Source organism: Stenotrophomonas indicatrix (assembly GCF_002750975.1).
Lineage (GTDB): Bacteria > Pseudomonadota > Gammaproteobacteria > Xanthomonadales > Xanthomonadaceae > Stenotrophomonas > Stenotrophomonas indicatrix.
In genome coordinates, this window is the sequence record NZ_PEJS01000001.1 from 1,660,090 (window position 1) to 1,684,201 (window position 24,112).

Here is a 24,112-nt window from a genome sequence, read left to right on the forward strand (position 1 = left end):
GGGCCACGCCCGGCGACGTACATCTCAATACAGGATGCGGGTGCGCAAGGTGCCCGGAATCGCCGCCAGCTCGTCACGCACCGCGCTGGCCTGCTCCTCGCTGGCGGTGATGTCGATCACCACGTAACCCACCTTCGGGTCGGTGCGCAGGAACTGGCCGTCGATGTTGACGTTGTGCCGCGAGAAGATCTCGTTGACCTTGGACAACACGCCCGGCACGTTCTGGTGGATGTGCAGCAGGCGCAGGCTGTCGGCGTGCTCGGGCAGGGTCACTTCCGGGAAGTTGACCGCCGACAGGGTGCTTCCGTTGTCGCTGTAGCGCACCAGCTTGGCCGCCACTTCGATGCCGATGTTGTCCTGCGCTTCCAGCGTGCTGCCGCCCACGTGCGGGGTCAGGATCACGTTGTCGTGGCGGGTCAGCGGCGATTCGAAGATATCGCCGTTGCCCTTCGGCTCGACCGGGAACACATCCAGTGCAGCGCCACCGATGTGGCCGCTGGCCAGTGCTGCATCCAGCGCATCGATGTCGACCACGGTGCCGCGCGCGGCGTTGATCAGGTGCGCGCCGCGGCGCATCTTCGCCAGCTCGGTGCTGCCGATCATCCACTGCGTGGACGGTGTCTCCGGCACGTGCAGGGTCACGATGTCAGCACGCGCCAGCAGGTCGTCCAGGCTGGCCGCCGCACGGGTATTGCCCAGCGACAGCTTGGTTTCCACATCGTGGAAGATCACCTGCATGCCCAGCGATTCGGCCAGTACGCCGACCTGGGTGCCGATGTGCCCGTAGCCGATGATGCCCAGGACCTTGCCGCGCACCTCATGGCTGCCGCTGGCCGATTTCGACCAGCCGCCGCGATGGCATTCGGCGTTCTTCTGCGGGATGCCGCGGGTCAGCATGATCGCTTCGGCGATCACCAGTTCGGCCACGCTGCGGGTATTGGAGTAGGGCGCGTTGAATACCGGAATGCCGGCCAGCTCGGCCGCATCCAGGTCGACCTGGTTGGTGCCGATGCAGAAACAGCCGACCGCGATCAGGCGCTTGGCCTCGGCCAGCACCTCGGCACTGAGCTGGGTGCGCGAGCGGATGCCGACGATGTGGGCTTCGGCGATGCGCGCCTTCAGTTCGTCCTCGGGAAGCGCCTTGGTGTGCGCCTCGATCTGGCTGTAGCCGGCGGCGCTGAACACCTCCACGGCGGTCTGGCTGACCCCCTCCAGCAACAGCACGCGGATATCCTGCTTCGGGAACGAGGTCTTCTTCGGCGACATGGGGTGGCACGGCCAGTGGGACAGGGGCTGACCACTATGCCAGATCGCAACGCCCATGGTGCAGTGCGCAATTGGTTGCAACTGCAGCTATTGAAGGCTCTGCAGGGCTGGACGCTGGGCCCGGCCACTGGCACGCTTGCCCGTTCTTCACGCCCCGCGCTGGACCGTCATGACCGATTCCCGCATCGCCTCGTTGCAGCAGGCCTGTCCCGGCCTGAAGCTGAAGACCGACCCTGCCGACCTGGAGCATTACGGCCGCGACTGGACCCGGCGCTGGACACCGGCGCCGCTGGCGATCGCGTTGCCGGCCACGGTTGAAGAAGTGCAGGCGGTGATGCGCTGGACCGCGGCCGAGGGCGTGGCGGTGGTTCCCTCCGGCGGTCGCACCGGCCTTTCCGGCGGTGCGGTAGCGGCCAATGGCGAGCTGGTGCTGAGCCTGGAGCGGATGAACAAGGCGCTGGACTACGATGCGGTCGACCGCACCCTGGTGGTGCAGGCCGGCATGCCGCTGGAGGCGCTGCACAACGCGGCCCTTGAACATGGCCTCATCTATCCGGTGGACTTCGCGGCGCGCGGGTCGTGCTCGATCGGCGGCAACATCGCCACCAATGCCGGTGGCATCCGGGTGATCCGCTACGGCAATACCCGTGAATGGATCGCCGGACTGAAAGTGGTTACCGCCACGGGCGAACTGCTCGAACTCAACAAGGGCCTGATCAAGAACTCCAGCGGCTACGATTTCCGCCAGCTGCTGATCGGATCGGAGGGCACGCTGGGCGTGATCGTCGAGGCCACGGTGAAACTCACCGACCCGCCGCCGGCCAGCAACGTGATGCTGCTGGCGCTGCCCAGCTTCGATGTGCTGATGCAGGTGTTCGCCGCCTTCCGTGCGCGGCTGCAGCTGCAGGCCTTTGAATTCTTCACCGACCGGGCGCTGGAACATGTTCTGGCCCATGGTGCGCAGGCACCGTTCGATGAGGTGCATCCGTATTACGTGGTGACCGAGTTTGCTGCCGGTGACGAGGCGCAGGAAGCGGCGGCGATGGCGGCTTTCGAGGACTGCATGGGCAACGGCTGGGTCAGCGACGGCGTGATCAGTGCCAGCGATGCCCAGGCGGCGCAGCTGTGGCGCCTGCGCGAGGGCATCACCGAGGCGCTGGCGCGCTACAAGCCCTACAAGAACGATGTCTCGGTGCGGATCTCGTCGATGCCGGCGTTCCTGGCCGAGACCCAGGCGCTGATCGGCGAGGCCTACCCGCACTTCGACGTGGTCTGGTTCGGCCACATCGGCGACGGCAACCTGCACATCAACGTGCTCAAGCCGGACGGCACCAGCGACGCGGACTTCGTAAGCCAGTGCGAGCATGTCACCAAGCTGCTGGCGCAGGTGCTGGCGCGCTTCAATGGCAGCATTTCGGCCGAGCACGGCATCGGTCTGGTCAAGAAGGGCTACCTGGACAGCACCCGTGGACCGGCCGAGATCGCGCTGATGAAGGCGGTCAAGCGCGCATTCGATCCCGAAGGGCGGCTGAATCCCGGCAAATTGTTCGACCTTTGACACGGGCAAAGTCTTCACCCAGCCGTTACGCTCCACCCACCCAATCGATGAACTCCCTGACCATGATCCGTCCGTTCCTGCTGCTTGCCCTGTTGTCCCTGCCGCTGGCCGGCGTCGCTTCGAGTTTTGCCGGCACCTCGGCCGGTTCGGCGACGGGCGCCTCTTCGGGTTCCTCGGGCAGCAGTTCGGGCGATGACAAGGTGGTGCTGGCTGCCCGCGATGATGCGGCTGCGTTTGTCGCCAGCGATGGCCAGATCCGTGGCGCGCGCCTGCAGGCGGCACTGGTGCACCTGCGTGAGCAGGATGCAGCTGCGCAGCAGCAGAGCGACCTGCAGCTGGCACGCGCCCTGCTGGCGCGTTGATCCAGCGCCCGGGTAGTGCCGGCCGCTGGCCGGCAACCTCATGACACCTGCGTGGAACGCTGCCGGGCATGGCCCAACGCGACGGAAGCGGATGGGCTGGCTCGCTGCGTTGGCGTGGCTGGTCATTCCAACGGCCCATGCCGCCGACCGCCTGCAGCTGGACCCGGCCGGGCTGAGCTCGGCGCAGCAGCAGGTCGCAATGCAGACACTGGCTGATGTGCAGTCGTTGCTGCCCGACGGCCTGCTGCGTGCCTTGCCCACGCAGGTGCAGGTCGGCTGGCGTGACGACCTGCCCGCCAATGTGCATGGCCGTGCCTTCGCCGGGGGCATCGCGCTGCGCCGCGATCTGCTGGACGACGATGTAGCCGGTGCCCGACGCGCACGGCGCAGTGCGCTGGTGCACGAGCTGACCCATGTTGCCGACCGCACGGGGGCGCACTGGTCACGCAGCGCCCGTTGGCGTGACCTTGCAGGTTGGCAGCGCAAGCCCTGGCATCTGGGTCGCGGTGACAACGCCTTCCGCGACCGCAGTCCCGATGCCTACGAACTGACCGACCCGGCCGAGTACCTGGCGGTGAACGCCGAACACTTCGTGCTCGATGCAGAGTTCGCCTGCCGCCGTCCGGCCTTGGCGCAGTGGTACCAGGCGCATTTCGGTACGCCGCCCTCGCTGCCCGCGCCGCACTGTGTGGGCACCGTTCCGCTGCTGCAGGCCGATGCGGAAGAGGGCGCTGCATCGCTGCTCGCACTGGACCCGGCGCGGGTGTATGCCGTGGACTACCTGTTCGCCGAAGGCAGTGCGCAGCCGATGAGCCGCTGGGGCCACAGCATGCTGCGGCTGGTGATCTGCCGTCCTGGGCGCGCACCGGGCCCGGACTGCAGGCTGGACCTGGAGCATCATCGGGTGCTGTCCTTCCGCGCCTTCGTCGGCGATGTGCAGATCTCCAACTGGCGCGGGCTGACCGGTGGTTATCCTTCGCGCCTGTTCGTGCTGCCGCTGCAGCAGGTGGTGGACGAATACACCAAGGTCGAACTGCGCGGACTGGCCTCGCTGCCGCTGCAGCTGGTCCGCAGCGAGATCGCCAGCCTGCTCGAGCGCACCGCCCAGGTGCACTGGAGCTATGACGGTCGCTATTACTTCGTCAGCAACAACTGCGCGGTGGAGACGGCGAAGCTGCTGCAGGCCGGTGTTCCGCGCCTGGGCTCAGCCGGGCTGGCACAGCTGAGCCCGCGCGGGCTGCGGCGACGGTTGGCGCGCCTGCATGCGCTGGATGAGCAGGTGCTGGCCGATCCCGCGCAGGCCCAGGCGCAGGGCTACTACTTTGCTTCTGCGCGCGACCACTACCAGCAGTTGTTCGCGGTTGCCGCCGCGCAGATGGCGCTGCCGGCGCGCGATGTGCGCGCATGGCTGGCGCTACCGGCGCAACAGCGCGCACCGTGGTTGCTGCGTGGTGATGTACGTGCCAGTGCCGGCCTGTTGCTGCTGGAACAGGCGGCGCAGCGGCGCGCGGAGTTGCGTGCGCGCGATGCACTGAAGCGACGGTTGCTGGCCAACCCGGACAGCAGCGCTACCCGCTCGCTGCGCGCGTTGCTGGAACAGAGCGGGCAGTGGTTGCGGCCGGGCCAGTTGCTGGCCGACGCTGGCTACGGCCTGCCGCAGGCGGACGAACAGGCGGAGGTGGCACGGGCAGCGGCCGCTGCCAGCGTACAGGCGGTACCCGCCTGGCAGGCACTGCGCGTGCAGCTGCGCGCGCAGTTGCCGTCATCACAGCAGCGCGAGCTGGATGACATCGACCGCAATCTCGCTGTGTTGGGTGCGCACGTGCGCGAGCAGGCGGCCGCAGTGCCGCCTACTGGCGCGGCAGCTCGATGATGAAACGACTGCCGCCGCTGGTGCCCGGGGTGCAGTAGACCTGGCCGCCGTGCGCATCGGCGATGGCCTTGACCACCGCCAGGCCGAGGCCACTGCCACCGCCCAGGCGCGATCGTGAGCCGTCGCCGCGCATGAATGGATTGAAGATGTCCGCATGCAGGGCCGGGTCGATGCCCGGGCCTTCGTCTTCAATCGCCACCTGCACATGGGCCACGGTGTCATGCACGGCGATGCGTACCTTGCCCGGGTTGGCATAGCGGCGCGCGTTTTCCAGCAAGGCCAGCAGCGCCTGCCGCAACCGCGTCGGGTCGCAATGGGCGGGGTGCTCCTCGCGGCTGGTTTCCAGCTCCAGCACGAAGCCGGCGCTGCGGAACGCGGGATCCACCAGGGTCATCACCGAATGCACCTCGGCCACCACATCGGTACGGGCGCGGCGCACGTCGAGGCGGGCGTTGTCGGCCAGGCTCAACACCCGCAGGTCCTCGATCAGCCGTGACAGGCCCTCGACCTGCGCGAGCAGGCTGCGAAACTGCGACTCATCGGGCTGGAACACGCCTTCGGCCAGGCCCTGCAGGCGGCCGCGCAGGATCGTCACCGGCGTGCGCAGTTCGTGGGCGATGGCCGCGTGCCACATCACCCGTTCGCTTTCCATATGCTGCAGGCGGCGTGCCATTGCGTTGAAATCGTCCACCAGCGCTGCGACCTCGCCGGGCGAGTTGGCCTCGGCCGTGGCGCGCGCCCCGAGATCGCCGCCAGCCAGCGCACGCACGCTGTCCACCAGTGAATTGAGCGGCGACAGGATTCGGTGGGCCAGTCGGAACGAGGCAGCGATCGCCAGCGCCAGACCGGTCAGGATCACCCCGACCATCCAGGCCAGCTCCGGTCCGCTTGGCAGCCAACCTTCCGGCTCTTCGGCGCTGGCCGGGAAGAACTCGATCAGTACGGCGTACAGCAGCCACGACGAGAGGATCACCATCACGATGACGCCGACGACCATCAGCGACATCGACACGATGATGTGCCGGCTGAGCCCGGAGCGACGCATCAGCGGTCGGCCATCAATCGGTAGCCGACACCGCGCACGCTGGCCGGAATCTGGGTGAGACCCACTTCGTCCAGCTTGCGCCGCAGCTTGCTGACATGGCTGTCCACGGTGCGCTCCAGTGCTTCGCTTTCCGGCAGGCATTCGTGCATCAGTTCGCTGCGGCTGAAGATCCGTGACGGGGCCAATGCCATGCAATGCAGCAGCTTGAACTCGGTCAGGGTCAGCAGCAGTTCGTGGCTGTAGCCGTCGCCTTCCACATGCACGGCGTGGGTGGCGGTGTCGATCAGCAGCGGGCCCACGCGCAGGGCGCTGGGGGCATCCGCCCGCGGACTGCGCAGCGTACGCCGCAGTACTGCACGCACGCGCGCCGCCACTTCTGCCGGGTTGAACGGCTTGACCACATAGTCATCGGCACCCATCCGCAATGCGGTCAGCTTGTCCAGATCCTGGTCCAGCGCGGTCAGCATGATCACCGGCGTTTCACCGCGCTGGCGCAGCTGGGTCAGCACGCTCCAGCCATCCAGTCGCGGCAGCTGCACGTCCAGCAGCACAAGGTCCGGGCGCATGCTGCGATGCAGGTCCAGGGCGATCTGGCCATCGGCCGCACGCAGGGTGCGCAGGCCCTCGCGTTCAAGGTAGGCAGCAAGGATGTCGGCGATCTCGGCTTCGTCCTCGACGATCAGGACCAGCGCCGCGAGGGCAGGGGAGGCATGCATGGCAAGGCGAGGCCGGAAGGTGCTTGTCCTCCATCGTATCTCCACAGTTCCTCCATCGAAACCCCATCATCGCCACGCACACTGCGCGCTTCATGATTCCTCAGCCGCGTCTGCGGCACTGTGCACAGCAATGAGAACCTTCAGGACTCCGGTCGCGCTGGTCGCGGCCTTCGCCTTGGCCATGACGGCCTGCTCCCGCCCCGAACCCACCGTCGAAGCCGTGCCGCGTGTCAGCGTGGTCACCGTTGGCCCGCAGGTGGTGCAGCGCGATGATGAACTACCCGGTCGGGTGGCGGCGGTGCGCACCGCGCAGATCCGTGCGCAGGTCGGCGGCATCGTGCAGCGCCGGATGTTCGAGCAGGGCGCGGAGGTGCATGCCGGAGAGCCTCTGTTCCAGATCGACCCGGCGGCGTTCCGCGCCGACGTCGATTCGGCGCTGGCTGCCCTGCAGCGCAGCGAGGCGGCACTGGGTCGCAGCCGGGTGCAGTCACAGCGGCTGCAGGCATTGGCGGCCGCACAGGCGGTCAGCCAGCAGCACCGCGACGATGCCAGTGCCGAGCATGAGCAGGCCCGGGCAGCGGTCAACGAGGCGCGCGCGATCCTTGCGCGACGCCAGCTCGACCTGCGCTACGCCACGGTCAGTGCACCGATCGATGGCCGCATCGATCAGGCACTGGTGACCGAAGGCGCGCTGGTCGGCGTCGCCGATGCCGATCCGATGGCGGTGGTGCAGCAGATCGACCAGGTCTACGTGGACGTGCGCCAGCCTGCTTCGCAGCTGCAGTCCCTGCAGCGCAGCGCGGTGGACGGCGAGTTGCCGGTGACGATCATCGGCGCGGCGGGTACGCCGCTGCCCGAGCGCGGCCGGCTGCTGTTCTCCGGTGTCAATGTCGATGCTCGCACCGGCGATGTGATCCTGCGCATCCTGGTCGACAACCCGGAGCGGCAGTTGTTGCCGGGCATGTACGTGCGTGCGCGGGTGCCGCGTGGTGCGCCGGCCAGCGCGTTGCTGCTGCCGCAGCAGGCAGTGCTGCGCAGCGCCGGTGGCCAGGCCTATGCCTGGGTCATCGCCGCCGATGGCAAGGCGGTGATCCGCACGCTGGAGGTGGACGGCAGCGTCAACCGGCAATGGCTGGTGCGGCACGGCCTGAAGGCCGGCGAGAAGGTGGTGGTGGAAGGCCAGGAGCGCCTGCAGGAAGGCGTGCTGGTCGATCCGCGCAACTGGCAGGTGCCGGTCGCCAGTGCCAGCGCACCGCCGACATCCGAACGCCAGGGCTGAGCCCTTCCAGGAACCCACGACATGGCCCGTTTCTTCATCGATCGCCCGGTATTTGCCTGGGTGCTGGCGATCTTCGTCATCCTGGCCGGCGTGCTGGCCATTCCGCGGCTGGCGGTCGAGCGCTACCCGGCGGTCGCACCGCCCAGCGTCAGCATCTATGCCAGCTATCCCGGCGCCAGCCCGCAGACATTGAATGATGCGGTGGTCGGCCTGATCGAGCGCGAGCTGTCCAGCGTCAAACACCTGCTGTACTTCGAATCGTCGGTGGACACCTCCGGTGAAGCGTCGATCACCGCCACCTTCAAGCCCGGCACCGACCCTGAGCTGGCGCAGGTGGACGTGCAGAACCGGATCAAGGCGATCGAGCCGCGCCTGCCGCGCAGCGTGCGCCAGAACGGCCTGTTCGTGGAGGCGGCCGACTCGGGGTTCCTGATGCTGGTGGGCCTGCGCTCACCCGATGGCAGTGTCAGCGAAGCGGCGCTGGGCGATTTCATGGCGCGCAACATCATCGAGGAGCTGCGGCGCATTGACGGCGTCGGCCGCGTGCAGCTGTTCGGTGCCGAACAGGCGATGCGGATCTGGCTGGACCCGACCCGCCTGACCGGCTACGGCCTGACCATGGGCGATGTCGCCAGCGCGATCGAGCAGCAGAACCTTGAAATCTCGCCGGGCCGCATCGGCGATTCGCCCGGCGTTCCTGGCCAGCGCATCACCGTGCCCTTGAGTGCCGAAGGCCAGCTGTCCACGCCCGAACAGTTCGCGGCGATCGTGCTGCGCGCCGGTGCCGATGGTTCGCGCGTGCTGCTTGGCGACGTTGCCCGGGTCGAACTGGGCGCGCAGAGCTATGCCTGGGGTACGCGCGAAGATGGCTATCCGGCGACGGCCGCCGGCGTGCAGCTGCGCCCCGGTGCGAATGCGGTGCGTACCGCCACGGCGGTGCGCGAACGCATGGCCGACCTGCAGCCGCTGCTGCCGCAGGGTGTCGAATCCAGCATTCCGTTCGATACCGCGCCCTTCGTGAAAGTATCGATCCAGAAGGTGCTGCAGACCCTGATCGAGGCGATGCTGCTGGTGTTTGCAGTGATGTACCTGTTCCTGCAGAACTGGCGCTATACGCTGATCCCCGCCCTGGTCGCGCCGATCGCGCTGCTGGGCACCTTCGCGGTGATGCTGGCGCTGGGGTTCTCGATCAACGTATTGACCATGTTCGGCATGGTGCTGGCGATCGGCATCATTGTTGACGACGCGATCGTGGTGGTCGAGGGCGTGGAGCGGATCATGGCCGAAGAGGGGCTGCCGCCGCGCGAGGCCACGATCATGGCGATGCGTGAGCTGACCGGTGCGGTGATCGGCATCACCCTGGTGCTGACGGCGGTGTTCATCCCGATGGCGCTGGCCAGTGGTTCGGTTGGTGCGATCTACCGCCAGTTCAGCGTGGCGATGTCGGTGTCCATCCTATTCTCGGCACTGCTGGCGCTGAGCCTGACCCCGGCGCTCTGCGCGACGCTGCTGCGGCAGGGCACACGTGGTCACCATGGCCGCGGCGGCGTCTTCGGTGCGTTCAACCGCGGCTTCGAGCGGATGACCGGGCGTTACCAGCAGGGCGTGGCGGCCGTACTGCGGCGCAGTGGCCGGGTGATGGGCCTGTTCGCTGCCTTGCTGGTGGCACTGCTGATCGGCCTGCATTGGTTGCCGGGTGCGTTCCTGCCGGAAGAGGACCAGGGCTATTTCATGACTTCCATCCAGCTGCCGGCCGAAGCAACCGCCGAGCGTACGCTGGCGGTGGTCGAAGCCTACGAACAGCATGTCGCCTCGCGGCCGGCGATCGCGTCCAACCAGGCCATCCTCGGCTACAGCTTTTCCGGTTCCGGCCCAAGTGCGGCGCTGACCTACACCATGTTGAAGGACTGGGGTGAACGCGGCGGCAGCACCGCATCGGACGAGGTGAAGGCGGCGCAGCAGGCCATGGCAACGGTCCCGGAAGGCGAGGTGATGAGCGTGATGCCGCCGGCCATCGACAGCCTTGGCCGTTCCTCCGGCTTCTCGCTGGCGCTGCAGGCGCGTACCGGACAGGGCCAGGCGGAGCTGCGCGCTGCCCTGCAGCAGCTGTTGAAGCTGGCAGAGGCAAGTCCGTTGCTGGCCGATGTGAATGCCGATGGCCTGCCGGCGGGCAGCAATGTACGGCTGGACATCGATCGCGCCAAGGCCGAAGCGATGGGCGTTGCGTTCACCGACATCAGTGCCACGTTGTCGGCGGCAATGGGCTCGCAGTACGTCAACGATTTTCCCAATCGCGGGCGCATGCAGCAGGTGATCATGCAGGCCGATGCGCCGTACCGGATGGAGCTGGAGGACGTGCTGAAGCTGTATGTCCGCAACAGCGAAAGCGGCATGGTGGCGCTGTCCGAACTGGTCACCCCACACTGGACCGAGGCGCCGCTGCAGCTGCAACGTTACCTGGGGTTCCCGGCATTGAATCTGTCCGGTGCACCTGCCGGCGGGGTGTCCACCGGCCAGGCGATGGTCGAGATGGAGCGCCTTGCCGAGCAGCTGCCAGCGGGTTTTGCCCTGCAGTGGACCAGCCAGTCGCTGCAGGAGCGTGAGTCGGGTGCCCAGGCGCCGTGGTTGCTGCTGCTGTCGATGCTGGTGGTGTTCCTGGTGCTGGCGGCACTGTACGAGAGCTGGTCGATCCCGCTGGCGGTGATGCTGGTGGTGCCGTTGGGCCTGCTCGGCGCTGTTGCTGCGGTGTTGCTGCGCGGGATGCCCAATGACGTGTTCTTCAAGGTCGGCATGATCACGGTGATCGGACTTTCGGCGAAGAACGCGATCCTGATCGTCGAGTTCGCCCGCCAACTGCAGCAGCAGGGACGCGGTCTGGTCGAGGCGACCATCGAAGCAGCACGCCTGCGGTTGCGACCGATCGTGATGACCTCGCTGGCGTTCGCGCTGGGCGTGGTGCCGCTGATGCTGGCCCAGGGGGCCTCAAAGGAAACGCAACAGGCCATCGGTACCGGCGTGTTCGGCGGCATGGTCAGTGCGACCGTGTTGGCCGTGTTCTTCGTGCCGGTGTTCTATGTGGTGGTGCAGGGGGCGCAGCAGTGGCTTGCGCAGCGCCTGCGCCGACGCCGGCCGACGCCGGGAGGGAGCGTGGATGGAAAACAGGTGGATGGAAAGCAGGAACCCTGAGGGCCTGTACGAGGCGCAGCTGCGCGTGTTGGAGCAGCAGCTGCGCGATGCGCTGCTGGACGGCGACCATGGCGCAGCCACTGCGCTGCTGTCACCGGTGTTGTTCATGATGGACGGGCAGGGCGGGCGGATGCTCGACCTGCCCTGGCTGAGGGACTGGCAGCAAGGGCATCTACAGATTCATGCGCTGCAGGCGCATGCGGTCGAGACGTTGCTGTGTGGTCGGCTGGCGTTGTTGTCCGGCGATGTTCAGCTGCATGTGCATTGGCGGGGACGCGAACACGTGCAGCGCTTGCGCCTGTTGCGCGTCTGGACAAGCGCTTCCAGTGCCAGCGGCGCGCAGCTGCTGTCGATGGCGGTGCTGGCAGGCTGAACAGGGTCATGCAGCTTTCAGGCCCCCTTCTGCATGCAGGTGGTACGTTTCCCGGTTCCTGAAGTGTCGACAAGGAGTCGAGCCATGCGTGTACTTCCCAGCCTGATGGCGGCTTCCCTGGGCCTGGTGTTGAGTGCCTGTCAACCGGCACAGACGCCGGCCGCCAGCAATGCAGGCGATGCGGCCGCAACGCCTGCGCCGGTGGCCGCCGCTGCTGATGGCGGCGGCGATGGCGCCGGCAACCAAACCCTCTATCGCTGCGGTGACCTTGATGCGCGCGCGACCTTCAACGGAGAGGACGCAGCGACGGTTGTGATTGGCGGGCGCAGTTTCGCGATGTCCTCCGAACGTGCGGCCTCCGGTGCGAAGTATGGCGACGGCAAGGGCAACAGCTTCTGGACCCGCGGCAGTGACGACGCGCTGCTCAGCCTGAAGGGCGAGGCGGACCGTGAATGCAGCGCGGTGGAAGCGACCGAGGGCGATGGCAGTGCCGGCAACGCGGCGTTCCGTGCCACCGGCAACGAGCCGGGCTGGCTTGCCGTCGTCGACGGCGATACGCCGGGCCTGCAGGTGGATGTGGATTACGGCGAGCGCCGCTTCACCGTCGCCAAACCGACCGAGGGTGCCGATGGCTGGGTTGGCAAGGCGGCGGATGGCACCGACATCAAGCTGAGCTTCCAGCGCACCACCTGCCAGGACGGCATGAGTGGCGAGACATTCGAGGCCAAGGCGATGCTGGCCGTGGGCACGCGCCAGTACCACGGTTGTGGCAACTTCGGCGGCAAATAAGAAAAAGGGGCGGAGCGGATTACGTTGTTTGTGCCATGAACGATGTAATCCCCTCCGTCCCCTTTTTTTTTCCGTCAGCCCTCGCAGGGCTTCAGATCCAGATCGGGGGACAGGTCGTAGCGCAGGTTCACGCCGATCAACGCCTGCCGGATCGCGCAGTCGTCGCGATGGCGGGCCACCAGGTCGGCAAAGATCTTCTCTCGATCGTCGCAGAACCTGGCGATGGCGGCCTCCAGCTCGCGACGACGGGCGTCGTCGTAGGGTTCTTCGCCGGCAAAATGCTGGCAGCTGTTCTCCCGTTCGATGAAGGCCTGCACATCGGCGGGCATGTCGCAGTAGATGCGGGTGTCCTGCACGAAAGCGACGTCGTTGGGGACGCTGCAACCGGCCGCAGCCCGCGCCTGTTGCTCCTCCTCGGGGCTACCTGCCAGCGTCGCCGCAGCATCTGCTTCATCTGCAGCCGGTGCAACCGCAGCGGCAGCGGTGTCCGCTGCGGGGGGCTGCGTCACCGCGTCCGCCGCGACGTCACCGGTGCTGTCCGCTGCCCGCGGCGAGCACGCCACGAGCAGGGACAGGAAGGCGGTCAGCGCAGCGCGATTAATCGGCACGGCCGGCAAATTCGCCGGTGGCGGTGTTCACCAGCACACGCTCGCCGTTGACGATGTACTCCGGCACCATGATCTCGATGCCGGTGTTGAGCTTGGCCGGCTTCGGGCGCTTGGTGGCGGTACCGCCCTTCAGTTCCGGCGGCGTCTCGATCACTTCCAGCACCACCGAGGCCGGCAGCTGGATGGCCACCGGCTGCTCGTCGATCACCTGCACGTAGATGCCGGTCAGGCCGTCGGTGATGTAGCCGGCGTCATCGCCGATCACGTCCGCGTCCAGGGTGTAGGGGGTGTAGTCCTCGTCGTCCAGGAACACGAACGCATCGCCGTCCTTGTACGAGTAGGTGGACTGGCGGCGCAGCAGTTCGACTTCGACCAGGTTGTCGTCGGCATCGAAGCTGGCGTCGAGCTTGTTGCCGCCCGGCACGCTGTACATGATGAAGCGGAAGCGGACGTTGCCGCCGCGACCCTGCGGCGAGCTGCGCTCGATGTCGCGGATCTGGTAGACGCCGTTGTTGAACTCGACGACGTTGCCCTTCTTGATGTCGTTGGCTTTCATGATGATGTTGGTCGTTGGGGGAGGGCGCCGTCCCGGCGCCCGGGGGGAATCACTTCGGAGCGAGCCGGGTGGCGCCGTCCAGGCGGATGGTCTCGCCGTTGATGTAGGTGTTGCCGAGGATGTGGCCGACCAGGCTGGCGAAGTCTTCCGGCTTGCCCAGGCGCGACGGGAACGGGATCGAGGCGGCCAGCGATTCCTGCACGGCTTCGGGCATGCCATCGACCATCGGCGTCCAGAACACGCCCGGCGCGATGGTGTTGACGCGGATGCCGAAGCGCGACAGCTCGCGGGCCATCGGCAGGGTCATCGCCACCACGCCGCCCTTGGAGGCGGAGTAGGCGGCCTGGCCGATCTGGCCTTCGTAGGCGGCAACGCTGGCGGTGTTGATGATGACGCCGCGCTCGCCGTCCACGCCGGCCTCGTTGTGCTGCATGCGGTTGGCTGCGGCCTTGGCGACATTGAAGCTGCCGACCAGGTTGACCATCACCGTGCCCTGGAACCCGGCCAGCGGCATCGGGCCTTCCTTGCCCAGCACGCGGCCAGCGCCGAGGATGCCGGCGCAATTCATGGCGACATTCAGGCCGCCGAGGAAATCGCAGGCCTGGTCGATGGCCGCCGACACGGACGCTTCATCACTGACGTTGACGTTGAAATAGCGGGCGTTGTCCTGCCCCAGCTCGGCAACAGCGGCCGCGCCCTTGGCGTCGTTGAGGTCGAACAGGGCGACCTTGCCGCCCTCGGCAACCAGGTGCTGGGCCACGGCCAGGCCGAGGCCGGAGACGCCGCCAGTGATCACGGCACGTACGGAAGACAGCTGCATTGCACGGTCCTGCAGGTTCAAGAACCGCCGATTCTAACGGAAGCGACGGCAGCCGCCGTTGTGCACTGCGCCGCCGGCCTCAGCCCAGTTCGCGGGCGCGGCGCAGGCGACGCTCGAAGTCGGCGGCGGGCAGGCCATGGGCGAACAGGAAACCCTGGCCAACGGTCACCCCCAGGTCGAGCAGGCACTGCCGTTGTGGCTCGGTCTCCACGCCCTCGGCGACTACGCCCAGGCCCAGGCTGCGCGCGATCGCGCAGACTGCCTCGCACACCGCCACATCCGAGCGGTTGCGGGGAATGCCTTCGACGAACAACTGGCTCAGCTTCAGCCCATGGATGGGCAGGCGCCGCAGGTAGTTCAGGGCGCTGTAGCCTTCGCCGAAGTCATCGATGGTCAGCATCACCCCCATTTCGCGCAGGCGGGCGAAGGTGCGCAGGGTGTCCGGCGCATCCTCGATCAGCACCCGCTCGGTGAACTCCAGTTCCAGCACGCTGCCGGGCAGGCCGAACTCATCCAGCACCTGCCGCACCCAGCGGGCGAGATCCTCACCGACGAACTGGCGCCAGGACACGTTGACCGCCACCCGCACCAGGCCGAGCCCGTCATCCTGCCATTGCCGTACCTGCCGGCAGGCTTCGCGCAGCGCCCATTGGCCGATGCGCACGATGTCGCCGGTGTGCTCGGCGTGGCGGATGAACAGGTCCGGGCGCATTGGCCCCAGCTGTATGTTGTGCCAGCGCATCAGCGCCTCGCAGGCGATGGTGGCGCCGCTGCGCAGGTTGACCTGTGGCTGGTACACCAGATGGAACTCGTCGCCATCGAGGGCCTTGTGCAGCCGGCTCTCGATCTGCAGGCGGTCATGCTGGCGCTGTGCCAGTTCCGGGGAGAACACCTGCCAACCGTTGCGGGTGCGGCGCTTGCACTCGTACATCGCCGTGTCGGCGTTCTGGATCAGCTGCTGCGGCCGGTTGCCATCGCGCGGTGCGCGGGCGATGCCGATGCTGGCGGTCACCGGGAACTCGTCGCTGCCCAGCTGGAACGGTGCCGAGAACGCCGCAGTGATGCGTTCGGCCAGCTGTTCGGCCTGGTCCGGCTGGTCGCGCAGATCGCAGATCACCAGGAACTCGTCGCCGCCAAAGCGTGCAAGCAGGCCTTCGGTGCCGATCGCAGTGGCGATGCGCCGGGTCGCTTCGATCAACAGTTCATCACCGGCGTTGTGGCCAAGCAGGTCGTTGACCACCTTGAAACGGTCCAGGTCGATGTACAGCACCGCCACGCGGTCGTGGCTGGGGCTGTCCATGCGCACGCCGAGGTCGCTCAGCACCGCATCGCGGTTCATGATTCCGGTCAGCGGGTCGGTGCGGGCCTGCACGCGCAGGGTTTCCTCGGCCTGCTTGCGCTCGGTGATGTCCTGCACGGTGCCGGTGATGCGGGCGGCATCGACATCGCCGGCCGAGACCTCGCCGATCATCCGTATCCAGAACGAGTGGCCATCGCGGCGCTGGCCCTGCAGCTCCAGGCCGAAGCTGCTGCGGTGTTCGATGGTGTCGGCCAGCGCCTGCTGCAGGGCGGCGCGGTCGTCGCTGCGCAGGCAGTCCAGCAGGTCGGGCATGTCCTCCAGGTCGGCCGGCTGGCCGACGATGCGCCGCGCTTCATCGGTGAGGTACAGGCGCTGCAGGCCGCGATCCCACTCCCAACCGCCGATATGGGCCAGTGACTGCGCGCGCGCGAACAGGGTGTTGTTGCGCTTCAGTTCGGTGATGTCACTGAACATCGCATAGACATGGTCGGCCTGGTCGCAGCCGTTGCCGAACACCGGCACGTTGGTGGTGGACAACCACAGCATGCGTCCGCGCGGGCGGTGGTACAGGCCGATGATGGTGCTGCGGATCACCCGCCCGGCCTGGAAACAGCGGCTGGTCGGCCACTGTGACTGGGTCAACGGGTGGCCATGCTCGTCGACGATGATCCACGCTTCGGGATCGAGCATCGCGTTCAAGCCCACGCCGCCACCGGTGAGGCCGAGGATGCGATGTGCGGCCGGGTTGGCCGACAGCACGCGCAGGTCGCGGTCGAACAGGATCACGCCCTTGTCGATCGATTCCATCAACAGGCGATAGCGTGACTCTGCGCGCCAGCGCCCGCTCAGGTCGCGGGCGACGGCGACGATGCAGGGTTGGCCGCGGTCCTGGAAGCCGGCCGAGTGCACCTCCACCGGAAAGCGGCTGCCATCACCGCGCATGTTGGTCACTTCGATGACGTAGGTGTCGCCGCGGTTCAGCGCTTCCCACACCGGTTGCAGATGGTCGCTGGGCAGGTCGGGATTGAGCAGTTCGATCGGCTGGCCGACGATGTCCTCGCGCGGGCGGTCGTAGGCGACGATGCCTGCGCGGTTGACGTCCAGCACCACGCCTTCGGCGCTGAGGATGCTGACCGGGTCGGGCACGGCGTCGAATAACGCGGCATAGCGTGCCTGGGTATCCAGTTCGCGCTGCTGCGCATCGGCCAGCGCCTGCCGTGCCTGGCGCAGCAGCCTGGCCTGGGCCGGCGGCGGCGAAGCAGCCAGCGCCGCGTCCAGAGCGGCCAGCGCGACGTCGGTTGCGGCGGGTGTATCGCCGATGGCCGGACGGTCGCGCGGGCCGCTGTCGTTCATGTCGCTGCCAGCGCCTGCCCGACGCGGCTGGCGGTCGCGCGGCCGAGCAGTCCGGCCAGCCAGCGGCCGGTCTCGGCCAGCGACGGCAGGTCGACACCGCATTCCAGGCCCAGGCCCTGCAGCAGGTACACCACGTCCTCGCTGGCCACGTTGCCGCTGGCGCCCTTCGCGTACGGGCAGCCGCCGGCACCGGACACCGCACTGTCGACCACGCGCACGCCTTCTTCCAGGCAGGCGGCGATGTTGGCGATGGCCTGGCCGTAGGTATCGTGGAAGTGCACGGCCAGTGCGCTCATCGGGATCTCGGCAGCCACCGACTGCAGCATCGCGCGGGCCTTGCGTGGCGTGCCGACGCCGATGGTGTCGCCCAGCGAGATCTCATAGCACCCCATCTGGTGCAGTGCGCGGGCGACGCGCACCACATCGGCCAGCGGTACCTCGCCCTGATACGGGCAGCCGAGCACGGTGGAGACGTAGCCACGCACGCGCACGCCGTCGGCGGCCGCGCGGCGCAGGATCGGCTCGAAGCGGGCCAGCGATTCATCGATCCCGGCGTTGGTGTTGGTGCGGTTGAAGGCTTCCGATGCAGCGGTGAACACCGCGATTTCCTGCACGCCGACGGCGCGCGCACGGTCGTAGCCCTGTTCGTTCGGCACCAGCACCGGATAGGCGATGCCCGGGCGGCGCTGGATGCCGGCATAGACCTCGGCAGCATCGGCCAACTGCGGGACCCAGCGCGGGCTGACGAAGCTGGTGGCCTCGATCGTACGCAGGCCGGTGGCCGACAGGCGATCGATCAGTGCGATCTTGTCGGTGGTGGCCACGGCCTGCTTTTCGTTCTGCAGCCCGTCGCGCGGGCCGACCTCGACGATGCGGACGAAATCGCTCATCGCGGCACCCCCATGAAAAGCGGGGCGGGGCGGGCAGGGCGGATGGGATCGGCTGGGGTCACGACGGTTCCTGGGAAACGGGGGCGGCCCGGTCTTCGCCAGGCTGCCAGATGAGATACGCAGGCGGGTCGCACAAGCGGCCATGCCCGCGTCTGGTGGCGACGCAGGGGTCTACCCGGGCAGGTGGCAGACCGCCTCGATGTTGTTGCCGTCGGGGTCGATCACGAAGGCGGCGTAATAGTCCGGGTGGTACCAGGGACGCAGGCCGGGCGCACCATTGTCGCGCCCCCCTGCGGCCAGCGCGGCGGCGTGGAAGGCATCAACCTGGGCGCGTCCGGCGCAGACGAAGGCCACGTGCACGCCCTGGCTGAGCGGCGCCGCATTGCCCAGCCAGAAGAACGGCTTGCCGTGGTTGCCGAAACCCACATGGTCGTGGGCGCCGGTCTGTTCGGCGCTGACCTCCATCACCACGCCGATCTGCAGCGGTGCCAGCGCCTGCAGGAAGAAGGCCCTGCTGCGCGGCAGGTCGCCGCTGTTCAAGCCGATATGGTCCAGCATGTCAGGCCTCCGTGACCCAGTGCGGCGCGCGTTTGTCGAGGAAGGCACCCAGGCCCTCCTGGCCTTCGGCCGATACCCGCAGGCGAGCGATCAGGGCGGCATTGTCACGGTCCAGGCTGTCGCGATCATGGGCGTCGCGAACCTGCCGGACCAGCAGCTTGGCCGAAGCCGAGGCGATCGGCCCGGCCTTGTCGAGCAGGGCCAGCTGTCGCTGCACCGCCTCGTCCAGGCGTTCGGGCTCCACCAGCTGGTGGATCAGGCCGATACGCAGGGCGGTGTCGGCGTCGAAGTGCTCGCCGGTGGCGAACCAGCGGCGGGACTGGCGGCTGCCGATGGCCTCGATCACATAGGGCGAGATCACTGCCGGCAGCAGGCCCAGGCGGCTTTCGGTCAGGCCGAAACGGGCGGCGGTGGTGGCGATGGCGATATCGCAGCAGGCCACCAGGCCGACGCCACCACCAAAGGCGGCGCCGTGGACGCGGGCGAGGGTGGGCTTGGGCAGTTCGTCCAGGGTGCGCATCAGGCGGGCCAGGGCCAGGGCGTCGTCACGGTTGTCTGCCTCGCTGGCGGAGGCCATGCCGCGCATCCACTGCATGTCGGCACCGGCGGAGAAGGAGGCACCGTGGCCGGCCACCACCACCGTGCGCACCGTGTCATCGCGGCCGGCCGCTTCCAGGGCTGCGGTCAGCCGGGCGATCAGGCCGGCGTCAAAGGCGTTGTGCAGCTCCGGCCGGTTCAGCCAGAGGGTCAGGACAGCGCCGTTGCGCTCGATCTGCAAAGCATCGTTCATGGGATTCCGGGGGTTGCTCCATACCTGTATGGATCATAGCGGGCCATTGGTCATGGGCCATGACGCGACGCGGGAATGTTAGAATCGAGAACCATTTACATCCAGCAGAGAACACGCTAGATGACGCTGTCCGAACTGCCCCTGCACGCCTCGGCCGTGGTCGATTCCGTGCAGGACCTGCATGCCAACGATGCCATCGCCCGGCGCCTGCGCGAGCTGGGCTTCGTCAAGGGCGAGGAAGTGCGCCTGGTGGCGCGAGGCCCGGTTGGTGGCGAGCCGCTGCTGGTGCAGGTCGGGTTCACCCGTTTCGCGCTGCGTATCAGTGAGGCCCGGCGCGTGGTCATCGACCCGGCCAGCCAGGAGGGACGTGCATGAGCGCCACCGCAACCGCCGCCCCGCTGCGCATCGCGCTGGTCGGCAACCCCAACAGCGGCAAGACCGCGCTGTTCAACCAGCTGACCGGCAGCCGGCAGAAGGTCGCCAATTACACCGGCGTCACCGTTGAGCGCAAGGAAGGCCGCCTGCGTGCGCCGTCCGGCCGCGAGTTCGCCGTGCTCGACCTGCCGGGCGCCTACAGCCTGCAGCCGGCCAGCCTGGACGAGGCGATCACCCGCGACCTGTGCCGGGGGTTCTACCCGGGCGAGGCCGCGCCGGACGTCCTTCTGTGCGTGATCGACGCCACCAACCTGCGCCTGCACCTGCGCTTCGCCCTGGAACTGCGCGAGCTGGGCAAGCCGATGATCATCGCCCTGAACATGGTCGACGCCGCGCAGCGCCGCGGCATCCAGATCGATGTGGCCGCGCTGGAGCGCGAGATCGGTGTGCCGGTGGTGGAAACCGTGGCGGTACGCAAGCAGGGCGCGCGTGCACTGGTGGAACGCCTGGATACGATGGTGCCGCACCTGGATGCGCCGCTGGCCGGCGTTGAGAGCGGTGTGGACTACCACGCGCAGGTGCGCGCGATCCTGGCCGCAGCCGTGCGGATGCCGGCACGGACGGCGAAGATCGACGACACGCTGGACCGCTGGCTGCTGCATCCGGTGTTCGGCCTGATCACGCTGGTGGTGGTGATGTTCCTGATCTTCCAGGCGGTGTTCGCCTGGGCCACGCCGTTGATGGATGGCATCGAGGCCGGCTTTGCCTGGCTGGGTGAACTGGCCGCCAGCGTGCTGCCGGCAGGTCCGCTGACCAGCCTGCTGACCGACGGCATCATCGCCGGCCTGGGCGGCGTGGTGGTGTTCCTGCCGCAGATCCTGATCCTGTTCGCCTTCATCCTGGTGCTGGAAGAGTCCGGTTACCTGCCACGCGCCGCGTTCCTGCTGGACCGCATGATGGCGGCGGCCGGCCTGTCGGGGCGGTCGTTCATCCCGCTGCTGTCCAGCTTTGCCTGCGCGGTGCCGGGCATCATGGCCACCCGCAGCATCCAGGACCCGCGTGACCGCCTGGCCACGATCCTGGTGGCACCGCTGATGACCTGCTCGGCAAGGCTGCCGGTATATGCGCTGCTGATCGGTGCGTTCATACCGGCCGGCAGGATCGGCATCTTCAACCAGCAGGGCCTGGTGCTGTTCGGCCTGTACGTGGCGGGCATCCTCAGCGCGCTGGTGATGTCGTGGGTGATGAAGAAGTGGCGCCGCGACAAGAGCGAGCACCCGCTGATGCTGGAGCTGCCGTCGTACCGCATTCCGCATCCGCGCGACCTCGCCGTCGGCCTGTACGAGCGCGGCATGATCTTCCTCAAGCGTGTCGGCGGCATCATCCTGGCGCTGACCATCCTGCTGTGGTTCCTGCTGTCGTTCCCGGGCGCGCCCGCCGACGCGACGATGCCGGCCATCGACTACAGCTACGCCGGCCAGATCGGCCACGCGATGACCGCGATCTTCGCGCCGCTGGGCTTCAACTGGCAGATCTGCATCGCGCTGATCCCGGGCCTCGCTGCACGCGAAGTAGCGGTGTCCTCGCTGGCGACGGTGTACGCGCTGTCGGCCGCCGATGACGATGCGGCGATCTCCGCACTGTCGCCGGTGGTGGCCGACGGCTGGTCGCTGGCTACCGGCCTGGCTCTGCTGGTGTGGTTCATCTACGCACCGATGTGCATCTCGACGCTGGCCACCATCAAGCGCGAGACCAACTCGTGGAAGACGATGGGCTTCTCGGCGTTCTACCTGTTTGCTGCGGCCTATGTCGCGGCGCTGATCACCTACCAGGTGACCGTGGCGCTGGGAGGCGGCTGATGGACGCCGGCCTGCTGGTGCAGTACCTGATCATCGCGGTGGCCGTGCTGGTCAGTGCCTGGGTGGTGCTGAAGAAGCAGGCGCCCGGCACCGTGCGCAAGCTGCGCGGTGCGCTGGCACTGGCGCTGCTGAAGCCGGGCCGTGCGGCCTGGCTGCAGGCGCTGGGCCGGAAGATCGCGCCGCCGGCCACTGGCGGTGGCGGGGCGTGCGGCGGCTGCGACAGCTGCGGACCGACACCGCCGAAGCAGCACTAGAGAGGCGTCTGGGCGCTGCCCTGGTGGGTGCGGACCTTCCCTGGTGGGTGCGGACCTTGGTTCGCACTGCCGATTGATCATCCACGCATGGCGTGGATCTACCCATCCCCAGCGCTGCCCTCCAGCGGTGTCGGAATTGATCATCCACGCATGGCGTGGATCTACGTTGCAGGCAGGGTGAGGCGACCGGTTCGCCGTGATGCGTCAACGTGCGCGCGCACCCAACTCCGCAGCCAGCGCCAACCAGCGTTCGCGCTGTTGCGGCGTGCTGCTGCGTACCGGGCCCAGCCGGCTGACGCGCACCGGGCGGATGCCGCAGAACTCAAGGATGGTGGCGCGGATCTGGGTGATGCCCGGGTCGCGGTAGATCCAGCGGTAGTACCAGGGCGGCGTATCCAGCGTGGTGATGACCCGCGCGCTGCGCCCCGCCAGCAGCCGGTCCCACCACACCGAATCGCGCCGGTAGCGAAAAGCAAAGCCCGGCAGCAGCACGCGGTCGAAGAAGCCCTTCAGCAGTGCCGGCATCGCGCCCCACCACGTCGGGTAGACCAGCACCAGGTGATCGCAGGCCTGGATCGCGTCTGCTGCATCCTGCAGGTCGGTTTCCAACGGCTGGATCTGGCGATAACCGTGGCGCAGCACCGGGTCGAACTGCAGTTCACCCAGGGCGATCAAGTGCACGCGGTGGCCGGCGTTGCGGGCGGCGGTCGCGTAGCGCTGGGCGAGGGCGCCGCACAGGCTGTCGCGGTCGGGATGGCCAAGCAGGATCAGGATGGAGCGGGACACGGCAGTCTCGGAGGCTGGAAGGCGACCGACGTTGCGCTATGCCCCAAGGGCAGAGTCAAACCCCGCCGGGGCAGCCAGCGGGGGCCAGCACGCAGGGACCATCGCCCTGTTGCAGCCATTGCCGCAGCTCGTCAGCCACATGCAGCAGCTCGATCTCGGTGCGGGCAAGGCGCTCGCGCTCGGCGGCAATCGCAGTGCGCTGGCGTTCCAGCAGGGCGAGCACGGCTGGCCAGTCCAGCTGGCCGTCGCCGCGCTGCAGGCGGGTGATGGCGGCCAAGCCGATGCCCAGCCCCAGTGCCTGTCGGATCAGCTGCACCCAGGCCACGTCCTGCTCGCTGTAGTCGCGATAGCGGTTCAGGCGCGGCACTGGCGGCAGCAGGCCGCGTGCCTCGTACAGGCGGATGGCCTTGGCGCTGGCGCCGGTGCGGCGGGCGACTTCGGAAATGCGCACCGTTTCAGCCCTGCATCCGCGCAGGCGGCATGACGGCGTCAGCGCTTGGCGCGGGCGGTTTGCAAAGGTGCATGAGGTGCGGGCCAGCGCTTGAAGGGGCACGCAGCGTAGCAGCGACAGTGCTTGCCGGACCATGCGTGCTGCCGCTAGCCTGCGTGCATGAACCAGACTCCCCTGCGATTGCTTATTCACGGCGCCTCCGGGCGCATGGGCCAAGCCCTGTTGCGGCTGGCCGCCGAACATCCTGATTCCCTGCAGATCGTCGCTGCGGTGACCGGCCGCGCGCCGGCGCAGCGGGTGATCGACGGCGTGCCGTTCTTCGCGGCCAGCGAGCTGCCGGGGGCGCCGGTGTTCGATGTGGCGATCGACTTCAGCCTGCCCGAGGGCTTCGATGCGCTGCTGGCACTGTGCGTGGAGCGCGGTGCGGGACTGGTATCGGGCACCACCGGCATCTCCAGCGCGCAGCGCCAGGCACTGGAAGCAGCGGCGGCGAAGATCCCGCTGGTGTGGGCGTCGAACTTCAGCTTGGGCGTGGCGGTGCTCGATGAGCTGGTGGAACGTGCGGCGCAGGCGCTGGCCGGTTGGAACTGCGACATCGTCGAATCGCACCATACGCAGAAGAAGGACGCGCCCTCGGGCACGGCGTTGACCTTGGGCGCCGCGGCGCAGCGGGGCGGCGCCGAGCCGCAGTACGCCAGCCTGCGCGCCGGAGACATCGTCGGCGAGCATCTGGTGCAGTTCACCGGGCTGGGCGAGCGCATCGAACTGGTGCACCGGGCCACCAACCGCGACATCTTCGCCCGCGGGGCGCTGTTTGCTGCTCGCCAGCTGCAGGGTCGGGCGGCTGGCAGCTACCGGGTGCGGGACCTGCTGGACGGGCCCCTGTAAACGGTAGCGCCGGGCCATGCCCGGCGTCGGTGGCAGATCCGCCGGGCATGGCCCGGCGCTACCCTTGGGTGCCTGCATACGGCCCCGGATTGAAATGAATGCGCAATCGCCTGTTCATGAATGGCGATAACCGCTGGCGCGAGCGCCCCGGCACCGCTACAATTCGCACTCGCCGAA

23 protein-coding genes are annotated in these 24,112 nt (G+C 67.9%); 11 read left to right on the forward strand and 12 right to left on the reverse strand.

Annotated elements, in window-relative coordinates; genetic code table 11:
- Positions 1–24 precede the first annotated feature (24 nt).
- Entirely contained in the window at positions 25–1,266 is a 1,242-nt protein-coding gene (serA, locus tag CR918_RS07740) for a phosphoglycerate dehydrogenase (RefSeq protein WP_032975510.1), read from the reverse strand.
- 169 nt (positions 1,267–1,435) lie between these two features.
- On the opposite strand from serA, the gene CR918_RS07745 reads away from it, so the two are divergent.
- From CR918_RS07745 to CR918_RS07755, 3 genes are all read left to right on the forward strand, one after another.
- On the forward strand, positions 1,436–2,824 hold the full coding sequence (locus CR918_RS07745; RefSeq protein ID WP_025874775.1) for an FAD-binding oxidoreductase: 1,389 nt from the start codon (positions 1,436–1,438) through the stop codon (positions 2,822–2,824).
- Between the two features lie 62 nt (positions 2,825–2,886).
- A complete protein-coding gene (locus CR918_RS07750; protein ID WP_032975508.1) occupies positions 2,887–3,186 on the forward strand; it encodes a DUF2388 domain-containing protein in 300 nt (99 codons plus the stop codon).
- 40 nt (positions 3,187–3,226) lie between these two features.
- A complete protein-coding gene (locus CR918_RS07755; RefSeq protein ID WP_099842392.1) occupies positions 3,227–5,059 on the forward strand; it encodes a DUF7844 domain-containing protein in 1,833 nt (610 codons plus the stop codon).
- On the opposite strand, the gene CR918_RS07760 is transcribed toward CR918_RS07755, so the two are convergent.
- Both CR918_RS07760 and CR918_RS07765 read right to left on the reverse strand, forming a co-directional pair.
- Complete coding sequence (locus tag CR918_RS07760) at positions 5,037–6,104, reverse strand: ATP-binding protein (RefSeq protein ID WP_025874770.1); 1,068 nt, start codon at positions 6,102–6,104, stop codon at positions 5,037–5,039. The two genes, CR918_RS07755 and CR918_RS07760, sit on opposite strands and share 23 nt — an antisense overlap.
- The gene (locus tag CR918_RS07765) at positions 6,104–6,820 is read right to left on the reverse strand and encodes a response regulator (protein WP_059064093.1); all 717 of its coding nucleotides are present in this window, start codon (positions 6,818–6,820) and stop codon (positions 6,104–6,106) included. The genes CR918_RS07760 and CR918_RS07765 overlap by 1 nt, the downstream gene beginning before the upstream one ends.
- A gap of 130 nt (positions 6,821–6,950) precedes the next feature.
- Here CR918_RS07765 and CR918_RS07770 point away from each other — a divergent pair, with 130 nt between their 5' ends.
- From CR918_RS07770 to CR918_RS07785, 4 genes are all read left to right on the forward strand, one after another.
- Positions 6,951–8,099, forward strand: a complete 1,149-nt coding sequence (locus CR918_RS07770; protein ID WP_099842393.1) for an efflux RND transporter periplasmic adaptor subunit — start codon at positions 6,951–6,953, stop codon at positions 8,097–8,099.
- Positions 8,100–8,120: 21 nt separating this feature from the next.
- Positions 8,121–11,285, forward strand: a complete 3,165-nt coding sequence (locus CR918_RS07775; RefSeq protein WP_099842394.1) for a multidrug efflux RND transporter permease subunit — start codon at positions 8,121–8,123, stop codon at positions 11,283–11,285.
- On the forward strand, positions 11,266–11,658 hold the full coding sequence (locus tag CR918_RS07780) for a nuclear transport factor 2 family protein (RefSeq protein ID WP_099842395.1): 393 nt from the start codon (positions 11,266–11,268) through the stop codon (positions 11,656–11,658). Before CR918_RS07775 ends, CR918_RS07780 begins: the two co-directional genes overlap by 20 nt.
- A gap of 84 nt (positions 11,659–11,742) precedes the next feature.
- Positions 11,743–12,447: a COG3650 family protein gene (locus CR918_RS07785; RefSeq protein WP_099842396.1), complete on the forward strand. Its 705-nt coding sequence runs from the start codon at positions 11,743–11,745 to the stop codon at positions 12,445–12,447.
- 74 nt (positions 12,448–12,521) lie between these two features.
- On the opposite strand, the gene CR918_RS07790 is transcribed toward CR918_RS07785, so the two are convergent.
- The 7 genes from CR918_RS07790 to CR918_RS07820 form a co-directional block, all read right to left on the reverse strand.
- The gene (locus CR918_RS07790) at positions 12,522–13,055 is read right to left on the reverse strand and encodes a hypothetical protein (protein ID WP_099844282.1); all 534 of its coding nucleotides are present in this window, start codon (positions 13,053–13,055) and stop codon (positions 12,522–12,524) included.
- Entirely contained in the window at positions 13,045–13,611 is a 567-nt protein-coding gene (gene yeiP / locus CR918_RS07795) for an elongation factor P-like protein YeiP (protein ID WP_006363947.1), read from the reverse strand. Before yeiP ends, CR918_RS07790 begins: the two co-directional genes overlap by 11 nt.
- 49 nt (positions 13,612–13,660) lie before the next feature.
- The gene (locus CR918_RS07800; protein WP_033830999.1) at positions 13,661–14,431 is read right to left on the reverse strand and encodes an SDR family NAD(P)-dependent oxidoreductase; all 771 of its coding nucleotides are present in this window, start codon (positions 14,429–14,431) and stop codon (positions 13,661–13,663) included.
- 79 nt (positions 14,432–14,510) lie between these two features.
- A complete protein-coding gene (locus tag CR918_RS07805) occupies positions 14,511–17,084 on the reverse strand; it encodes a sensor domain-containing protein (protein WP_099842397.1) in 2,574 nt (857 codons plus the stop codon).
- Positions 17,081–17,974: a hydroxymethylglutaryl-CoA lyase gene (locus CR918_RS07810; protein ID WP_099842398.1), complete on the reverse strand. Its 894-nt coding sequence runs from the start codon at positions 17,972–17,974 to the stop codon at positions 17,081–17,083. Before CR918_RS07810 ends, CR918_RS07805 begins: the two co-directional genes overlap by 4 nt.
- Before the next feature lie 171 nt (positions 17,975–18,145).
- Complete coding sequence (locus tag CR918_RS07815) at positions 18,146–18,532, reverse strand: VOC family protein (protein ID WP_099783864.1); 387 nt, start codon at positions 18,530–18,532, stop codon at positions 18,146–18,148.
- A gap of 1 nt (position 18,533) precedes the next feature.
- Positions 18,534–19,322: an enoyl-CoA hydratase-related protein gene (locus CR918_RS07820; protein WP_025874745.1), complete on the reverse strand. Its 789-nt coding sequence runs from the start codon at positions 19,320–19,322 to the stop codon at positions 18,534–18,536.
- A gap of 120 nt (positions 19,323–19,442) precedes the next feature.
- On the opposite strand from CR918_RS07820, the gene CR918_RS07825 reads away from it, so the two are divergent.
- Genes CR918_RS07825 through CR918_RS07835 form a run of 3 tightly spaced genes read left to right on the forward strand, consistent with a single transcriptional unit; the run spans position 19,443 to position 21,810 of the window.
- Positions 19,443–19,697, forward strand: a complete 255-nt coding sequence (locus CR918_RS07825) for a FeoA family protein (protein WP_025874743.1) — start codon at positions 19,443–19,445, stop codon at positions 19,695–19,697.
- Positions 19,694–21,556: a ferrous iron transport protein B gene (feoB, locus tag CR918_RS07830; RefSeq protein WP_099842399.1), complete on the forward strand. Its 1,863-nt coding sequence runs from the start codon at positions 19,694–19,696 to the stop codon at positions 21,554–21,556. Before CR918_RS07825 ends, feoB begins: the two co-directional genes overlap by 4 nt.
- Positions 21,556–21,810, forward strand: a complete 255-nt coding sequence (locus CR918_RS07835; protein WP_025874739.1) for a DUF6587 family protein — start codon at positions 21,556–21,558, stop codon at positions 21,808–21,810. The genes feoB and CR918_RS07835 overlap by 1 nt, the downstream gene beginning before the upstream one ends.
- A 204-nt stretch (positions 21,811–22,014) precedes the next feature.
- On the opposite strand, the gene CR918_RS07840 is transcribed toward CR918_RS07835, so the two are convergent.
- The gene (locus CR918_RS07840; protein ID WP_099842400.1) at positions 22,015–22,596 is read right to left on the reverse strand and encodes an NAD(P)H-dependent oxidoreductase; all 582 of its coding nucleotides are present in this window, start codon (positions 22,594–22,596) and stop codon (positions 22,015–22,017) included.
- Positions 22,597–22,651: 55 nt separating this feature from the next.
- On the reverse strand, positions 22,652–23,047 hold the full coding sequence (locus CR918_RS07845) for a MerR family transcriptional regulator (protein WP_099844283.1): 396 nt from the start codon (positions 23,045–23,047) through the stop codon (positions 22,652–22,654).
- 159 nt (positions 23,048–23,206) lie between these two features.
- Between CR918_RS07845 and dapB the strand changes: the two genes are divergently transcribed.
- Positions 23,207–23,935, forward strand: a complete 729-nt coding sequence (gene dapB, locus CR918_RS07855) for a 4-hydroxy-tetrahydrodipicolinate reductase (protein ID WP_099842401.1) — start codon at positions 23,207–23,209, stop codon at positions 23,933–23,935.
- Positions 23,936–24,112: the final 177 nt, after the last annotated feature.

Bases quoted from the DNA above. Each gene is read 5' to 3' on its own strand.
- CR918_RS07805 (WP_099842397.1), bottom strand. From the start codon at position 17,084: ATGAACGACAGCGGCCCGCGCGACCGTCCGGCCATCGGCGATACACCC.
- CR918_RS07825 (WP_025874743.1), top strand. From the start codon at position 19,443: ATGACGCTGTCCGAACTGCCCCTGCACGCCTCGGCCGTGGTCGATTCC.
- CR918_RS07755 (WP_099842392.1), top strand. From the start codon at position 3,227: ATGACACCTGCGTGGAACGCTGCCGGGCATGGCCCAACGCGACGGAAG.
- feoB (WP_099842399.1), top strand. From the start codon at position 19,694: ATGAGCGCCACCGCAACCGCCGCCCCGCTGCGCATCGCGCTGGTCGGC.
- CR918_RS07760 (WP_025874770.1), bottom strand. From the start codon at position 6,104: ATGCGTCGCTCCGGGCTCAGCCGGCACATCATCGTGTCGATGTCGCTG.
- yeiP (WP_006363947.1), bottom strand. From the start codon at position 13,611: ATGAAAGCCAACGACATCAAGAAGGGCAACGTCGTCGAGTTCAACAAC.
- CR918_RS07835 (WP_025874739.1), top strand. From the start codon at position 21,556: ATGGACGCCGGCCTGCTGGTGCAGTACCTGATCATCGCGGTGGCCGTG.
- CR918_RS07820 (WP_025874745.1), bottom strand. From the start codon at position 19,322: ATGAACGATGCTTTGCAGATCGAGCGCAACGGCGCTGTCCTGACCCTC.
- CR918_RS07745 (WP_025874775.1), top strand. From the start codon at position 1,436: ATGACCGATTCCCGCATCGCCTCGTTGCAGCAGGCCTGTCCCGGCCTG.
- CR918_RS07770 (WP_099842393.1), top strand. From the start codon at position 6,951: ATGAGAACCTTCAGGACTCCGGTCGCGCTGGTCGCGGCCTTCGCCTTG.
- CR918_RS07800 (WP_033830999.1), bottom strand. From the start codon at position 14,431: ATGCAGCTGTCTTCCGTACGTGCCGTGATCACTGGCGGCGTCTCCGGC.
- CR918_RS07810 (WP_099842398.1), bottom strand. From the start codon at position 17,974: ATGAGCGATTTCGTCCGCATCGTCGAGGTCGGCCCGCGCGACGGGCTG.
- serA (WP_032975510.1), bottom strand. From the start codon at position 1,266: ATGTCGCCGAAGAAGACCTCGTTCCCGAAGCAGGATATCCGCGTGCTG.
- dapB (WP_099842401.1), top strand. From the start codon at position 23,207: ATGAACCAGACTCCCCTGCGATTGCTTATTCACGGCGCCTCCGGGCGC.
- CR918_RS07765 (WP_059064093.1), bottom strand. From the start codon at position 6,820: ATGCATGCCTCCCCTGCCCTCGCGGCGCTGGTCCTGATCGTCGAGGAC.
- CR918_RS07815 (WP_099783864.1), bottom strand. From the start codon at position 18,532: ATGCTGGACCATATCGGCTTGAACAGCGGCGACCTGCCGCGCAGCAGG.
- CR918_RS07785 (WP_099842396.1), top strand. From the start codon at position 11,743: ATGCGTGTACTTCCCAGCCTGATGGCGGCTTCCCTGGGCCTGGTGTTG.
- CR918_RS07750 (WP_032975508.1), top strand. From the start codon at position 2,887: ATGATCCGTCCGTTCCTGCTGCTTGCCCTGTTGTCCCTGCCGCTGGCC.
- CR918_RS07775 (WP_099842394.1), top strand. From the start codon at position 8,121: ATGGCCCGTTTCTTCATCGATCGCCCGGTATTTGCCTGGGTGCTGGCG.
- CR918_RS07780 (WP_099842395.1), top strand. From the start codon at position 11,266: ATGGAAAGCAGGAACCCTGAGGGCCTGTACGAGGCGCAGCTGCGCGTG.